Origin of the sequence: Scandinavium sp. UTDF21-P1B (genome assembly GCF_040750395.1) — a bacterium.
GTDB lineage: Bacteria > Pseudomonadota > Gammaproteobacteria > Enterobacterales > Enterobacteriaceae > Scandinavium.
Genome location: NZ_JBFLVD010000008.1, coordinates 22,516 through 38,014, shown reverse-complemented (window position 1 = coordinate 38,014; position 15,499 = coordinate 22,516). Strand labels below are relative to the sequence as shown.

Here is a 15,499-nt window from a genome sequence, read left to right as displayed (position 1 = left end):
TTATTCTGAGCGACAGCCTGCGAGTGCCGTCACGCTTCCCCGCCCGCACGGTAAATTTCCTTTTTTTTACGCGGCTTTAAAAAATCTGCCCCGGCGGCGATAATTACCCCTTTGAGGTTAGCCGTGAGATCGACATGAGCGATTCCCCCCTCGCCGCCGCCCCGCTAAAGCGGCGGATGAAACTCAGTACCCTGGTGACGTTGATGGTTTGCAGCGTGGTAGGCACGGTGCTGATCCTCGTCTGGGCCCTGTGGCTCGGACAGATTGGCAACGCCACGCGCGATGGCGTAAAAGAAACGGCGCTGGCGGTGGCGAGAACGCTGGCGGATTCCCCCGAAGTAAAACGGGGCCTGCTTCAGCCGCCGCAGGATAGCCCCATCGCGCCGCTCGCTCACGCGGTGCAGGCGCGCAACGATCTGCTGTTCGCCGTGGTAACGGACATGCGCGGCATTCGCTATTCGCACCCGGATAACACCCTCATCGGCAAACCCTTTATCGGCGACGATCTCCACCCGGCGCTGGCAGGTCACGAGAGCGTGGCGATTAACCACGGCGTGCTGGCCGAAGCGCTACGCGTGTTTACGCCCGTCTATGACGATAATCACCGGCAGATTGGCGTGGTGGCCATCGGCATTTCGCTCAGCAAAGTGGATGAACAGATAAGCCGCGGACGCTGGGGCGTGATCTGGAGCGTCCTGTTCAGCATGGTCGTCGGGAGCATCGGCATCTGTTTTCTGGTGTGGGTGCTCAAGCGTGAGCTGCTGGGCCTTGAGCCATCCGAGCTTTCAAGCCTCTTTCAGCAGCGCCAGGCGATGCTCCAGTCGCTGAAGGAAGGCGTGATGGCGGTGGACGCCCAGGGTCGCGTGACGGTGATAAACCACGCCGCTCGCCAGATTTTGCTCTCCTCATCAAGCATTGCCCAGGGCGAGCCGGGCCAGGCCCAGCTGCTCAACAACCTCACCGAAGTGGTCGCCAGCGGCGAACCCATTCAGGACAGAGAGCTCGGCTGCAACGGTCGCCTGCTGCTCAGCAATACCGTGCCCGTTCGCAGCCAGGGTCGCGTCATTGGCGCGATCAGCACCTTCCGCGATAAAACCGAAGTCAGCCAGCTGATGCAGCGTCTTGACGGCATGGTCAACTACGTCGATGCCCTGCGCACCACCTCGCACGAGTTCATGAACAAGCTGCACGTGATCCTCGGCCTGCTCAGCATGAAAAGTTACGATAAGCTTGAAGAGTACGTATTGCAGACCGCGCAGACGTATCAGACCGATATCGGCGCCATTCAGCATCGGGTGAAATCACCGGTGGTGGCGGGCTTCCTGCTCGGCAAAATCAACCGGGCAAAAGAGCGTGGCTTTAGCCTCCAGCTGGCCGATGAAAGCCTGGTGCCGGATAACCCGAATGAAAAACAGGTGACGGTGCTGGTGACGGTGCTCGGCAACCTGATTGAAAACGCGCTGGACGCCATGAGCCAGCAGGAAGAAGGCGAAGTGAGCCTGCTGATGCATTATCAGCAAGGCTGGCTGACCATTGAAGTCAGTGACGACGGCCCCGGCATTCCCGAAGCCAATCTGGAGGCCATTTTCGCCAAGGGCTTCTCCACCAAAGGCGAGAACCGGGGCGTCGGCCTGTTCCTTGCCAGCCAGCAGTTAGATGAACTGGGCGGAACGATTACGGTAGAATCCGAGCCCGGCGTGTTTACCCAATTTTTTGTCAGTCTCCCGTGGGACAGTGAAAGGAAGAGTGCGTGATAAATGTATTAATTGTTGATGACGACGCGATGGTCACCGAGCTGAACCGGATGTATGTTGCCCGGGTGCCCGGTTTTCACTGCTGCGGCACCGCTTCCACGCTGGCGCAGGCTACGCTGATGGTCAACGATCCCGCGCTGGATATCGATCTGGTCCTGCTGGATGTCTACATGCAGCAGGACAACGGTCTGGATCTGCTGCCGGCGATCCGCGCCTCCGGGCGGGCGATTGATGTGATCATGATCTCCTCTGCCGCCGACGCCGCGACGATCCAGACCTCCATTCACTACGGCGTGGTCGATTACCTGATCAAGCCCTTCCAGTTCCCGCGGTTTGAAGAGGCGCTTACCGCCTGGCGTGAGAAGAAAAACCTGATGGGGGCGCACGCTTATTACGAGCAGGCTGACGTGGACAGGCTACTGCACGGCGGCACGCCGGAAGTGGCCGACAGCAAAAAGCTGCCGAAAGGCTTAACGCCACAGACGCTGCGCACCATTTGCCAGTGGATTGACGCCCATCCGGGCACGGAGTTTTCGACCGACGATCTGGCAAATGCGGTCAATATTTCGCGGGTATCATGCAGGAAGTATCTGATTTGGCTGGCGCAGATCAACATTCTGTTCACCAGCATTCACTACGGCGCCACCGGGCGGCCGGTCTATCGCTATCGTCTTGTGGCGGAACAGTACGGCCTGCTCAAGCAGTACGGTCAATAAGGCGATAGCTGTCGTCGAGCAGGGTAAAGCGGAACTGGCGACGGGAAGAAAGCACCACTTCCCGCGCTTTGGTGACGAAAATCGCTTCGATATCATCGCGCCCTTTCAGCATCCGGCAGCCCTTCTCCACGCCCGCGCCGTACAGCAACGTGGTCCAGATATCACCGTCGAGTGAGTCGGTGGAGATGATGGTCACGCTGTCGAGTTCGTTATCCAGCGGGTAACCCGTTTGCGGGTCGAGGATGTGGTGATAGCGCTGGCCGTTCTGCTCGAAGTAGCGTTCATAGGTGCCGGAGGTAACCACCGATTTGTTGGCGATTTCCATCGCACCCACCAGCGCATCAGCATTCGAGAACGGTTTTTTCAGCCCGATGCTCCAGCAGCCCTGCGGTGTGCCGAGCGTCTGGACGTTACCACCCAGATTGATCAGCCCTTCAGTCACGCCCTCTTTTTGCAGAAGATCGCGCACGCGGTCGGCGATGTAGCCTTTGGCGATCGCACCGAGATCGATTTCCATCCCTTTGCGGGTTAAGAACACGCTCAGCGCGGTATCGTCGAGCACGACGTCTTCTGGCCTGGTGACGTCCAGCAGGACCGCAATCTCATTCGCAGGCGGCACGCTGTCGCCTTTAAAACCAATGCGCCAGCGTTTGACCAGCGGGCCAATCGCCAGGTTGAACGCGCTGCCGGGCAGCATACTCGCAGCTTTGGCGCATTTAATCAGCTGATACACCGGACGGCTGACCGCCACCGGACGTTCCCCGGCAGCGTGATTGATATCCATCACCTGCGACTGCGCGCGGTTAACGGTCAGCAAATCTTCGTACTGTTTGATAAGGCCAAATACGCGGGAAGCCAGCGGCTCGTTGTGGGAGAAGAGCTTCAGCAGGATGGGCGACCCCATCAGAACGGCGGAATAGCTGTAAACCGAATCGTCTGTTGGCATGGCGGTTGCCCTCATCATGGTGGTGGCTCTTTTGGTGGCGTTTGCCGGATGGGTTGACCCTCACCCTAACCCTCTCCCTCAGGGAGAGGGGACTGATTGTGCACGCAATTAATAACAGCGCCAGTCTGGTTTTCTCCCTCTCCCTTGAGGGAGAGGGCCGGGGTGAGGGGGAAATCTCACCGCCAGCGCCGCTTTTACCGCTGCGCTCTCACCGCAGCCTGATGGCCCGCCAGCGTACCGAAGATAATGATATCCGCTACTGCGTTCCCGCCGATGCGGTTGCCGCCGTGGATACCACCGACCACTTCGCCCGCCGCATAGGCGCCAGGGATAACCTGATGCTCAGCGTTCAGCACCTCGGTATCGGTGTTGATGGTCACGCCGCCCATGGTGTGGTGCACGCCTGGCGCAATCTGGATAGCGTGGAACGGCCCTTCGTTGATTGGCGCACGCAGCGCGGTGGTGCGGCCAAAATCGTCATCGTGCTGTTTCTCCACGAAGCCATTGTAGCGTTCAAGCGTAGCAAGGAAAGCGTGCTCGTCCATGCCCAGCTTCGCCGCCAGCTCGCGCGGTGAGCTGGCGCTGACCACCAGACCTTTTGCGATGTACTCATCCGCCGCTTTGTTTTTCGCTCTCACGTGCTCATCGAAGACGATGTAAGCGAAGTGTTCCGGCAAGGCAATGATTGCCGCAGAGACTTTATCGCGGGTGGACATTTCGTTATAGAAACGCTCGCCCTGCTGGCTCACCAGAATCGCCCCGCCGCCGCGGATGGATTCAGAAATCAGGTATGAGGTTTTCTGCTCAACGGTCGGGTGGATCTGGATTTCGCCCATGTCCACGGTGCCCGCACCGATACGTTCCAGCAATGCGATACCGCCGCCGGTCGCACCTTTGTGGTTGGTAGTCACGAAGCCTTCGAGGTCAGGACGGTATTTCACCACCATCGCGCTGTTAGCGCTGAAGCCGCCGGTTGCCACAACGACGCTTTTCGCCTGCACCAGCACGGTTTCTTTCTCTTCGGTCAGCAGACGCACGCCGCTCACTTCACCGTCGGTAAACAGAATGTCGTCCACGGAGGTGTCGAGCATTACGTCGATACCGCGTTTAGTGACGTTGCGCACCAGGCCGCTGATCAGGTAGCCGCCGACCGCCGATCCATCACGCGGGCGGTGAGTACGGTCAATGCTCATCCCACCGGTGGTGGTGATATCGTTCAGCATGATGCCGCGACGAGCCAGCCATTCGATGGCTTCCGGCGCGTTTTCTACGAAGCGATGCAGCAGCTCCGGATTGTTTTTATTGCCGCCGCCCTTCAGGGTTTCAGCATAGAACAGCTCTTTGCTGTCCTGAATGCCTTTCACGCGCTGGAAGCGGGTTTCCGCGGCGTTCATGCCCGCAGAAGCCTTGATGGTGTTGCCGCCGATGGTTGGCATTTTTTCAACGATCAGCACGCTTGCTCCTTCGTCGTGCGCCTGAATCGCCGCCGCCAGGCCTGCACCGCCGCTGCCGACAACCACAACGTCGTAGTTTTTCGGCGCCAGCTCATCGCCGCCCTCTTCCGCCACGCGCGCTTTAGTGGATTTCACCATCGCTTTGGAAACGGCTTTTTTCACCGCTTCGCTCTGGCTGGTCGCACCGGAGATGGCATCAACGTGCGGAGTGTTGGCGTCCAGGATGCGGGATTTGATCTCTTCAAAGCTGGTCACGAATTCGACCTGCGACGGGCCGGACACCAGTTCGATATCGGCAATGCGGTCGGTTTCGAGGCTGACGTTGATCACCAGCTCGTGGGTATCGTCCTGCACGTTCTCAACGAACACGCCCGCTTTGAATTTGGCTTCGCCCATGCTCATGTCGCGGATCATCGCTTCCACCAGCGAGAAGCGCCACAGCGGTTCCGGGATGTTCAGCGCTTCACGCCGGGTGCTGTCGATGAACAGCTCCAGCTCTTCGCCATTGGCGATACGCTCCGCCCAGTCAGGATAAGCGATGGTTGCGCGGCCAACGGCAATCAGGTCGTAGCCGTGATCGATCCCTTCTTCGGCATCTTTCGCGTTCACTACGCCGCCGACGCCCATCACAGGAACCTGCGCCAGCACTTCAGAACGCTGCGCACAGAATTTTTCAATCAGCGGCGTTGGATCCTGAGTATCGACAATGGACGAACGCAGGCTTGCGCCGAGCGAGAAGTGAAGATAGTCCAGACCGCGCGCCGCCAGTTTTTCCAGCAGGAACATCGTGTCGTCAAAGCGGATGCCCGGGACTTCCATCTCTTCCGGCGAGAAGCGGTAGCCGATGATGAAACTGTCGTCGGCGTACTGGCGCACCATTTTATGCGTGATGTCGAGCACCGCCAGCGGGAATTTTGCGCGGTTGTCGCGGCTGCCACCCCATTCGTCGGTACGCTGGTTGGAATTCGGCGAGAAGAACTGTTGAATCAGGTAAGTGTTCGCACCGTGGATCTCCACGCCGTCGAAACCGGCCTGAATGGCACGGCGCACGCCTTCACCGAATTTGGTGACCATGCCCGCCACTTCTTCCGTGGTCAGCGCAACGGGCGTTGCAGCACCTTCACGCGGAGCAGCGACGGCGCTTGGGCCTACCGGCGTACGACCGCCGATCAGTTTCGGGTCGACCATGCGACCGCCGTGGTAAATCTGCAAAATAGCCTTTGAGCCTTCGGCTTTGATGGCTGTGGCGATTTTGGCGAGGCCTGCTACCTTCTCATCATTATCGATGCCGATAGCGCCCGGGAAAGCGAGACCGAGATCGTCGATGAAGCAGCACTCAACGATGATGGTGCCGATGCTGCCCGCACGCACGCGGTAGTATTCCACCAGCTCGCTGGTCACGGTGCCGTCAAAATAGCCTGTGCAGGTGGTCATCGGCGCCATTAACAAACGGTTTTTCAGCTCGGTGCCGTTTGGCAGAGTGAAGGGGCTCAGAATGCGTTCATTACTGGTCATAATGGAACTCCAGATTTTAAAATTGAAATTTAAGAATTCGGTGACGGGCGCTTTATTCGTTTTATTAAGTGGTCCGATTTCATGCCTCTAATATAATACTTTATTTAGTTTCTAAAGGTATTACGTTAGTTATAAAACTATTTAATACCTGCCATAACATCAATACCACTACAGTATTAGCAAATAAAAATATGATATTTACATCACCGCCAGAGAAAGTAACAATTACACAACCATCATTAACAATAAAACGGCATGACCGACGACATAAAAAACACCTAAATATCAATATATAACACACAACAATCAAACTTAAACGTCATCATCACTGCTTTTATAAATTAACATTTATCCATTATTTTCTTAAATAACCACACACCCCGGAGTGGTTATATAAAAACAAAATAAAGCGTCCAGTTATTTCATTTTTTTGATCTGGATCAATTGCAACGCGTACTGAAAGCGCAATATATAAATAACCAAAATATTTAATTTAGCGCTCCGCTTAATGCGTTAAATCGCTATATCTGAATAGCCTCACGATCGTCCTATATAATTAAAGTAAGTTTAGAAACTAAAAAAAACGATCGGGTGATTCAGAACGGCAAACCGAATTCTTAACTACTTGTCGAGTCTCACTATGAAAGACAAAACTGCAACCCCCGCACCGGCGCCTGCCGCTGGTGCAAAAGCCGGAAATAAAAACCGCCCGCTGATGATGGCGCTGCCGATTATCGTCGCAGTGCTGCTGCTGTTCGTACCGGTACCGGAAGGCCTGCCGCCGTACGCATGGCACTACTTCGCTATCTTCGTGGGCGTGATTGTCGGTCTTATCTTCGAACCGCTGCCGGGTGCCGTGATTGGCCTGACCGGCGTGGTGGTCATCGCCCTGTGCAGCCAGTGGCTGCTGTTCAGCCCGGATCAGATGCTTGAGCCGAAGTTCAAGCTGGCATCCGCCTCCTTTAAATGGGCGGTGAGCGGCTTCGGTAACTCTACCGTGTGGCTGATCTTCGGTGCCTTTATGTTTGCTGCCGGCTACGACAAAACCCAGTTTGGTCGCCGTCTGGCGCTGATTCTGGTGAAATACCTCGGTCGTCGCAGCCTGACGCTCGGTTATGCCATCACCTTCGCTGACCTGCTTCTGGCTCCGTTTACGCCGTCCAACACCGCGCGTAGCGGCGGGACCATCTACCCGATTATCGCTAACCTGCCACCGCTGTATGGCTCCAAACCAAACGACCCAAGCGCGCGTAAAATCGGTTCTTACCTGATGTGGGTGGCGATCACCGCGGCCTGTATCACCAGCTCGATGTTCCTGTCCGCCCTGGCGCCGAACCTGCTGGCGCTGGCGCTGGTGAAAAGCATCGTCGGCCTGAATATCTCCTGGGGCATGTGGTTCCTCGCCTTCCTGCCGCTCGGCGTGATCCTGATTCTGGTGATGCCGCTGCTGGCCTACTGGTTCTACCCGCCGGAAGTGAAAGTGAACAACGAAGTGCCGCTGTGGGCTGCCCGTGAGCTGGAAAAACTCGGCAAGCTGTCGCGCAACGAAATCCTGCTGCTGGTGTTCGTCTGCTGTGCGCTGATGATGTGGATCTTCGCCGCCGACTTTATTGAACCGGCGATGGCCGCCCTGCTGGTTATCGTGCTGATGCTGTGGACCGGCGTACTGAACTGGAACGATATCACCAACAACAAAGCGGCGTGGAACACCTTCGTGTGGTTCGCAACGCTGGTCGCACTGGCTGATGGCCTCTCCTCCACCGGCTTCATTGCGTGGCTGGGTAAAGAAGGTGGCGCGCTGATGGGCGGCATCTCTCCGGGCACCGCAACCATCGTGCTGCTGCTGGCGTTCTACCTGCTGCACTACCTGTTTGCCAGCACCACCGCGCACACCACCGCGCTGCTGCCAGCCATGCTGACCATTGCCTCCACCATTCCGGGCATGAATATGGAAGTGTTCTGTCTGCTGATGGTGACCTCGCTCGGCGTGATGGGGATCATCACCCCGTACGGCACCGGCCCAAGCCCTATCTACTACGGCAGCGGCTATCTGCCAACCAAAGACTACTGGCGTCTGGGTACCATCTTCGGGGCCATCTTCCTCGCCGCCCTGCTGCTGATTGGCTATCCGTGGATGTCGATGATGTTCTAAGACAACGTCACAAATGCCCGGTGGCGCAGGCTTACCGGGCCTACAAACGCATCATTCTTTGAGGTTGTAGGCCTGATAAGCAAAGCGCCATCAGGCAAAAATAACGATTCCGGAATCAATCATTTCAAACTCCCCCTGACGCAACCAGGTCACGGGCAACGTTTATTATGGAGTTGAGTATGTCGAATAAACCGTTTGTGTATCAGACCCCTTTCCCGCTCGCCAAAGACGAAACCGATTACTATCTGCTGAGCCGCGAGCACGTTTCCGTGGCTGAATTTGACGGTCAGGAGGTGCTGAAAGTCGCGCCTGAAGCGCTGACCCTGCTGGCGCAGCAGGCATTTCACGATGCATCCTTCATGCTGCGCATTTCTCACCAGAAGCAGGTTGCGGCAATCCTGACCGACCCGGAAGCCAGCGACAACGACAAATACGTGGCGTTGCAGTTCCTGCGCAACTCGGAGATCGCCGCTAAAGGCGTACTGCCGACCTGCCAGGACACCGGTACCGCCATCATCATGGGTAAAAAAGGCCAGAACGTCTGGACCGGCGGCGGTGACGAAGCCGCGCTGGCGCGTGGCGTGTACAACACCTACACCGAAGACAACCTGCGTTACTCCCAGAACGCCCCGCTGGATATGTATAAAGAGGTCAACACCGGCACCAACCTGCCCGCGCAGATCGATCTCTACAGCGTCGACGGCGATGAATACAAGTTTCTGTGCATGGCAAAAGGCGGCGGCTCCGCCAACAAAACTTACCTGTATCAGGAAACCAAAGCGCTGATTACGCCAGCCAAACTGAAAAACTGGCTGGTTGAGAAGATGCGTACGCTCGGTACCGCAGCCTGCCCGCCGTACCATATCGCCTTCGTGATTGGCGGTACTTCCGCAGAAGCCACGCTGAAAACCGTGAAGCTGGCGTCTACCCGCTATTACGACGGCCTGCCAACCGAAGGCAACGAACACGGTCAGGCCTTCCGCGACGTGCAGCTTGAGCAGGAGCTGATGCAGGAAGCGCAGAACCTCGGCCTCGGCGCACAGTTCGGCGGCAAATACTTCGCTCACGACATTCGCGTGATCCGTCTGCCGCGCCACGGCGCGTCCTGCCCGATTGGCATGGGCGTCTCCTGCTCGGCGGACCGCAATATCAAGGCGAAGATAAACCGTGACGGGATCTGGATTGAAAAACTGGAAGCCAATCCGGGCCAGTACATTCCGCAAGCGCTGCGCCAGCAGGGCGAAGGCAGCGTAGTGAAGATCGACCTGAACCAGCCGATGAGCGAGATCCGCAAACAGCTCTCCGCCCATCCTGTTTCCACCCGCCTGTCGCTGAACGGCACCATTATCGTGGCGCGTGATATGGCTCATGCGAAGCTCAAAGAGCTGCTGGATAACGGTGAAGAGCTGCCGCAGTACGTGAAAGATCACCCAATCTACTACGCGGGCCCGGCAAAAACCCCGGAAGGCTATGCGTCAGGCTCTCTCGGCCCGACCACCGCAGGCCGCATGGATTCATACGTAGATCTGTTGCAGTCCCACGGTGCCAGCATGGTGATGCTCGCCAAAGGCAACCGCAGCCAGCAGGTAACTGATGCGTGTAGCAAACACGGCGGCTTCTACCTCGGCAGTATCGGCGGCCCGGCAGCGGTTCTCGCGCAGCAGAGCATTAAGAGCCTTGAGTGCGTGGCGTATCCGGAGCTGGGTATGGAAGCCATCTGGAAAATTGAAGTCGAAAACTTCCCGGCGTTTATCCTCGTGGATGACAAAGGCAACGACTTCTTCCAGCAGATCCAGAACAAGCAGTGCGCGGGCTGTAGCCAGAAGTAACTCTCCCCCTTATTGCCCGGCGGCGCAAGCTTGCCGGGCCTACAAATTCCGCATTCTGCAGGCCCGGTCAGGCAAAGCCGTCACCGGGCATTTCAACGCCCGCTTGAGTGCCTTATTTTAAGACGCCCAGCCAGGGTTAAATGCGAAGCCGCGTCTTCGGCGTTGCAGAGATATTCTGCCGCCAGGCGGCCCAGCTCGCCGTAGGGCAGCTGGATACTGGTCAGCGGCGGCGTCATCTGTTCTGAAATTTTCTGATCGTCATAGCCCGCCACCAGCATATCCTGCGGGATGTTCACGCCATGCGTCGACAAAGCCTGATAGCAGCCGATGGCCAGCCAGTCGCTGGCGCAGAAAATGGCCTCCGGGCGCTCGTCCAGCGCCAGCAGCGCCACCGTCGCCTGATACGACTCGTTGAACTGCCAGTTGGTCTGCTGCACCCATTCTGCTTTCGGCTCAATACCCGCCTGGGTCAGCGCCGCCTGATAGCCAGCCAGGCGCTGGCGGGAGGCCTCCATCCAGCTTTCACCGGTAATATGCGCGATGCGGGTAACGCCCTGGCTCAGCAGATGGCGCGTCAGCTGGAAGGCGTTGGCGTAGTCATCGGGCACAAACGACGGCAGCAGCGGGGAGTCGGGATCGCGCTGGTTAAGCAGCACCAGCGGCAGCGTCGTACAGCCCTGAAACGCGCTCATGTCCGCCACGCAGGTCACCGGCGAGGCCAGAATAATGCCCACGCAGTTGCGCTTTTCCAGCTGACGAATGATGTTCAGCGCCAGTTCGCTGTCGTCGCCGTAGTCGTAGACCGTCAGCAGCACTTCGCTGCGCCAGGCGGCTTCGCGAGCCTGGCTGATGGCGTCAAGAAACGGGTCATAGCTTTGCAGAGAGCTAATCAGCAGCGCAATCTCTTCCTGATTGTGCGGTGAGTGGATCGCGGGCAGGCGGTCGTAGCCGAGTTCGCCCGCCACGGCAATCACCCGCTGACGCGTCTCGTCGCTAAGTTTAATATTGCGCGACTGGTTGAGGACCAGCGACACCGTAGCCTGTGAAACCCCGGCGGCGCGCGCAATGTCGTTCATCGTGACCTTATTTTTCCGCTTCATATTCCCTGCCCTGCGGCTAACAGAATCAATATCATACCCGCCCTCTTCGTTTTTCGGCAGCGCCATGCGCCTCCGGTCACGTTTCTTTACGCCGGACGGCTGAACTTTGTGACGCCTCTCGCTTTTCTGCGCATTCGCATTTGCTCATTTATCCCCCAACTAATAATTATTAGCTAAATATTATCAGCTATTGAGGTGAGCATGAAACAGCAGTGGACGCAGCAGCAGGCAAACGCGTGGTATCAGCAGCAGGGCTGGCTGTGCGGCTTTAACTACCTGCCTTCTACGGCGGTGAACTGGACGGATATCTGGCAGAAGGAGACCTTCGACGCGCCGACCATTGCGCGCGAACTGGGCTGGGCGGCAGAGGCGGGCTACAACAGCCTGCGCATCAATCTGCCGTTTATCGTCTGGGAGCACGATCGCGACGGCCTGATCGAACGCATCCACCACTTTTTACAGATTGCCGACGACCACGGCTTCCGCACCATGCTGACGCTGATGGACGACTGCGGCTTTTCCGGCGACGAGCCGTACCTCGGCCCGCAAAAAGCGCCGGTGCCGGGCAAACACAACAGCCAGGCGGCGGCGAGCCCGGGACGTGCCAAAGTATGCGATCGCGATGAGTGGCCGCAGATTGAGCGCTACGTGCGCGACATCGTGCGCAAGTTCCGCAGCGATAAGCGCGTGCTGCTGTGGGATCTCTACAACGAACCCGGCAACCGCGGCATCTTCGCCACCGGCACCGTCGAAGTGCAGTACGACGAAAAGCTGGAGGCCTTCGCCCACGAGCTGATGCGCAAAGCCTTCGAATGGGTGCGCGATGAGGACCCAGTGCAGCCGCTTACCGTCTGCGCGTGGCGCTTACCAGCAGAAGAAGAAGGCGAGACGTTTTATCAGCATCCGCTGGATCAAACTGCGCTTGAGCTGTCGGACGTGGTGAGCTTCCACGCTTACACCAACACCGCGCGGATGGTCGCCATCATCCACCAACTGGAACAGCTCGGCCGCCCGATGTTCTGCACCGAATGGCTGGCCCGCCACATCGGCAGCACCATCGAAGAGCAATTACCGCTGATGCACGCCGCCAACGTTGCGCCGTATCAGTGGGGATTAGTGCGCGGTAAGACGCAGACCTGGCTGCCGTGGCCGGTGGTGATGACGAACTCCCCGGACTACTGCCGACTGTGGTTCCACGACGTGTTTGAAGAGAACGGCATTCCGTTCTCGCAGGCTGAAATGCGCCTGGTCCGCAGGCTGAGCAAAATCGGCCTGCACCCTGCCCGTCCATAAAAAATGATGTCAGCGCTCCGGCGGTTCGCCGCCGGGCTTTAAGGTACGCACTATGGCAAATACAATGAAAATACCGTCTCGCGAGTTGTGGTCCTATTTTGGCTATGGTTTAGGTCAGTGTTTTAGCTTTGGTTTAGTGGGTTCGTTCATCAACTATTTTTACACCGACGTGCTGGGCATCTCCGCCCTTGCCGCCAGCACCATTTTCCTGATTGCCCGCGCCTGGGATGCGGTCCACGATCCGCTGTTCGCCAGCATCATGGACACCATCAACAGCCGCTTCGGTAAGTTCCGCCACTTTATGCTGATTGCGCCGCTGCTGATAACCGGCGTCACGCTGCTGTCGTTCTATAAAATCGAGGCCGACACCACCACCAAAATTCTCTACGCTGGCGTGACCTACATTCTGTGGGGCACGCTGTATGCCATTTCCGATATTCCGTTCTGGTCGATGTCGTCGGTGATGACTAACGACTCCGGACAGCGCACCCGCGCGGTCACCGCGGCGATGCTCGGTGTGAATGCAGGCATTGCCTGCGCCAATATCTTCTTCCCGAAGCTGGCGGCCTTTTTCTCACAGTACAGCAACGACAAAGGCTACTTTATGGCGGCGCTGGTGATGATGCTGGTCGGCCTGCCGCTGATGCTGAACGGCTTCCTGCAAATTAAAGAGCGCGTGCCGCCAAGCCCGGAAAAGGTCACCATTCGCGATACCTTCCGCAACCTGAAGCAGAACAAGCCGCTGTTTATTATCCTGCTGTCGTTCTTCTTCTGCGTGTTTCATAACGTCGCCAACGGCATTTATATCTACTTCTTCATCTACAACATGGGCGACGCCAGCCTGCAAATGGTGATTGGCCTGATGGGGATTGTGGCGGCCGTGGTGTGCCTGGTGGCACCGATGCTGACGCGCAAAATGCAGAAGCGGAAGCTGTTTATGATCCTCTGTGGGCTGGATATCGCGGTGCGGGTGGTGATGTGGTTTGCGGGCTATCACCACACGGCGGTGCTGTTCCTGCTGCTGGGCCTGAGCACCGTCTTCGTGATGATGACCAACATACTGACGTCGTCGATGATTGCTGACACCATCGAATACGCCGAGTACCACACCCATAAGCGCTGTGCAGCGATCACGTTTTCCGGGCAGACCTTTACCGGCAAGATGTCGGTGGCCGTCGGCGGCGGGCTGATTGGCGTGTTCCTGACGATGATTGGCTACATACCGCAGGCGCAAAGCCAGAGCGACGCGGTGCTGAACGGGCTGTTCTTCGGCATCTGCCTGCTGCCCGCGATTGGCTCGCTGATTCGTCTGGGCTTTATGTCACGCTTTACCTTTACGGAAGAGAAGCACGCGGAGATTTGCCGCCTGCTGGCGGAGAGACGTCATGCTACGGCAGATGATGCAGAAGGTGAGGATTTGACGAGAAGGCCGGTTTCAGCGAATTGATCGTATATTTTCCCCTCTCCCTAACCCTCTCCCGAAGGGAGAGGGAACTGTACGGAGCTTTGGTTTTACTCCCTCTCCCCGTGGGAGAGGGTTGGGGAGAGGGCATCAGACGGCACTCCCCTCAACAATTACTCGTCGAAGAACCAGTAACCCTGATTGATAAACGCCGTGAGCTCGTCAACAAACACCGGATTTTCCAGCGCGTCGCCGAGGTCGTGCAGGCTGAGTTCGGTCAGACGGCTTAACGCATCCGCCGCCTGCGCATCCGCCGGGTTCCAGCCTTCACTGTTAACGAAGAACTTGCCGTCAACGTTCAGCACGCGAAGACCGCTCAGGCGCGTCAGCGTTTCACCGCCCTGCAGCGCATCCAGCACTTCTTCCGGTGAGTACGGCGGTTCTGCCGGGGCAATATCCAGCTCGTGACGCGGCGTGCTGGCAAAGCGGCCAAACCACTGCCTGAAATCTTCCGGCTGACCGATCATCTCAACCATCATCGTGCGCAGGCGCTCAAGCTCGTGCGCTTCTACGCGGCCTGCGTGATCACGAACCGTCAGATCGGGATCGCCGTAGTTCACTCCGCCCAGATCGTTTTCCAGCGCGTAGTCGGCGAAGCTGCTGATCAGATCGCGTCCGTTCGGCCCACGGAAGCCCACGGAATAGTTCAGCGTATCTTCATAAGTGAAGCCGTCGTGCGGGAATCCAGGCGGGATATAGAGGATATCGCCCGGCGACATTTCTACGTCGATGATGGGCTCAAACGGATCGACGTGCAGCAGCGCCGGATGCGGGCAGAACTGACGCATCGGAATGGCATCGCCCACGCGCCAGCGGCGGCGGCCCATGCCCTGAATAATAAAGACGTCATAGTTGTCGATGTGCGGACCCACGCCGCCGCCCGGCACGGAGTAGGAGATCATCAGATCGTCCAGACGCCACTCCGGCAGCACGCGGAACGGACGCACCAGCTCCGCCGCAGGCATATGCCAGTGGTTCACTGCCTGACACAGCAGCGACCAGCCGCTTTCACCGAGATCGTCAAACTGCTCGAACGGGCCGTGGCTCGCACTCCATTGACCGTCCTTATGGCTCACCAGGCGGCTGTCCACCTCCGGCTCCATCGCCAGCCCCGCCAGCTCGTCCGGCGTGATCGGGTCAACGAAGTTCGGGAAGGCATTTTTCAACACAACGGGTTGCTTTTGCCAGTATTTCTCTAAGAATTCAGGCCAGTTCAGATTCAGTTGATTTACCATTCCATCACACCAGTAAGAGGAAAAACGGCGGTGATTATGCGAG

General features: G+C 57.7%; 10 protein-coding genes. 6 read left to right on the top strand and 4 right to left on the bottom strand.

The features are described 5' to 3' along the window. Positions 1 to 134 precede the first annotated feature (134 nt). Both AB1287_RS04110 and dcuR read left to right on the top strand, forming a co-directional pair. The gene (locus tag AB1287_RS04110) at positions 135 to 1,754 is read left to right on the top strand and encodes a sensor histidine kinase (protein WP_435617030.1); all 1,620 of its coding nucleotides are present in this window, start codon (positions 135 to 137) and stop codon (positions 1,752 to 1,754) included. After that, complete coding sequence (gene dcuR / locus AB1287_RS04105; RefSeq protein ID WP_312624594.1) at positions 1,751 to 2,470, top strand: two-component system response regulator DcuR; 720 nt, start codon at positions 1,751 to 1,753, stop codon at positions 2,468 to 2,470. Before AB1287_RS04110 ends, dcuR begins: the two co-directional genes overlap by 4 nt. Here the strand turns inward: dcuR and AB1287_RS04100 are convergent. Both AB1287_RS04100 and AB1287_RS04095 read right to left on the bottom strand, forming a co-directional pair. Continuing rightward, positions 2,451 to 3,416 (bottom strand): FAD:protein FMN transferase, encoded by a 966-nt coding sequence (locus tag AB1287_RS04100; protein ID WP_435617029.1) that lies wholly within the window; start codon positions 3,414 to 3,416, stop codon positions 2,451 to 2,453. The two genes, dcuR and AB1287_RS04100, sit on opposite strands and share 20 nt — an antisense overlap. Before the next feature lie 194 nt (positions 3,417 to 3,610). After that, positions 3,611 to 6,385, bottom strand: a complete 2,775-nt coding sequence (locus tag AB1287_RS04095; protein ID WP_435617028.1) for a flavocytochrome c — start codon at positions 6,383 to 6,385, stop codon at positions 3,611 to 3,613. Positions 6,386 to 7,025: 640 nt separating this feature from the next. On the opposite strand from AB1287_RS04095, the gene AB1287_RS04090 reads away from it, so the two are divergent. After that, positions 7,026 to 8,537, top strand: coding sequence for an anion permease (locus AB1287_RS04090; protein WP_435617027.1), 1,512 nt, complete (start codon positions 7,026 to 7,028; stop codon positions 8,535 to 8,537). A 179-nt stretch (positions 8,538 to 8,716) separates the two neighbouring features. Continuing rightward, positions 8,717 to 10,366 carry a class I fumarate hydratase FumA gene (gene fumA / locus AB1287_RS04085; protein WP_312624599.1) on the top strand — a complete coding sequence of 550 codons (1,650 nt, stop codon included), beginning with the start codon at positions 8,717 to 8,719 and terminating at the stop codon, positions 10,364 to 10,366. A gap of 92 nt (positions 10,367 to 10,458) precedes the next feature. Here fumA and AB1287_RS04080 read toward each other — a convergent pair whose 3' ends face one another. Beyond that, on the bottom strand, positions 10,459 to 11,466 hold the full coding sequence (locus AB1287_RS04080) for a LacI family DNA-binding transcriptional regulator (protein ID WP_312624600.1): 1,008 nt from the start codon (positions 11,464 to 11,466) through the stop codon (positions 10,459 to 10,461). A gap of 201 nt (positions 11,467 to 11,667) precedes the next feature. Here AB1287_RS04080 and AB1287_RS04075 point away from each other — a divergent pair, with 201 nt between their 5' ends. After that, positions 11,668 to 12,759 carry a cellulase family glycosylhydrolase gene (locus AB1287_RS04075; RefSeq protein WP_435617026.1) on the top strand — a complete coding sequence of 364 codons (1,092 nt, stop codon included), beginning with the start codon at positions 11,668 to 11,670 and terminating at the stop codon, positions 12,757 to 12,759. A 52-nt stretch (positions 12,760 to 12,811) separates the two neighbouring features. After that, a complete protein-coding gene (locus AB1287_RS04070; protein WP_435617025.1) occupies positions 12,812 to 14,206 on the top strand; it encodes an MFS transporter in 1,395 nt (464 codons plus the stop codon). 128 nt (positions 14,207 to 14,334) lie between these two features. Here the strand turns inward: AB1287_RS04070 and AB1287_RS04065 are convergent, their stop codons facing one another. After that, complete coding sequence (locus tag AB1287_RS04065; protein WP_435617024.1) at positions 14,335 to 15,456, bottom strand: JmjC domain-containing protein; 1,122 nt, start codon at positions 15,454 to 15,456, stop codon at positions 14,335 to 14,337. Positions 15,457 to 15,499 lie beyond the last annotated feature (43 nt).

Coding starts and splice junctions, on each gene's coding strand:
- AB1287_RS04110 (WP_435617030.1), top strand. CDS start 135: ATGAGCGATTCCCCCCTCGCCGCCGCCCCGCTAAAGCGGCGGATGAAA.
- AB1287_RS04100 (WP_435617029.1), bottom strand. CDS start 3,416: ATGCCAACAGACGATTCGGTTTACAGCTATTCCGCCGTTCTGATGGGG.
- AB1287_RS04095 (WP_435617028.1), bottom strand. CDS start 6,385: ATGACCAGTAATGAACGCATTCTGAGCCCCTTCACTCTGCCAAACGGC.
- AB1287_RS04090 (WP_435617027.1), top strand. CDS start 7,026: ATGAAAGACAAAACTGCAACCCCCGCACCGGCGCCTGCCGCTGGTGCA.
- fumA (WP_312624599.1), top strand. CDS start 8,717: ATGTCGAATAAACCGTTTGTGTATCAGACCCCTTTCCCGCTCGCCAAA.
- AB1287_RS04080 (WP_312624600.1), bottom strand. CDS start 11,466: ATGAAGCGGAAAAATAAGGTCACGATGAACGACATTGCGCGCGCCGCC.
- AB1287_RS04075 (WP_435617026.1), top strand. CDS start 11,668: ATGAAACAGCAGTGGACGCAGCAGCAGGCAAACGCGTGGTATCAGCAG.
- AB1287_RS04070 (WP_435617025.1), top strand. CDS start 12,812: ATGGCAAATACAATGAAAATACCGTCTCGCGAGTTGTGGTCCTATTTT.
- AB1287_RS04065 (WP_435617024.1), bottom strand. CDS start 15,456: ATGGTAAATCAACTGAATCTGAACTGGCCTGAATTCTTAGAGAAATAC.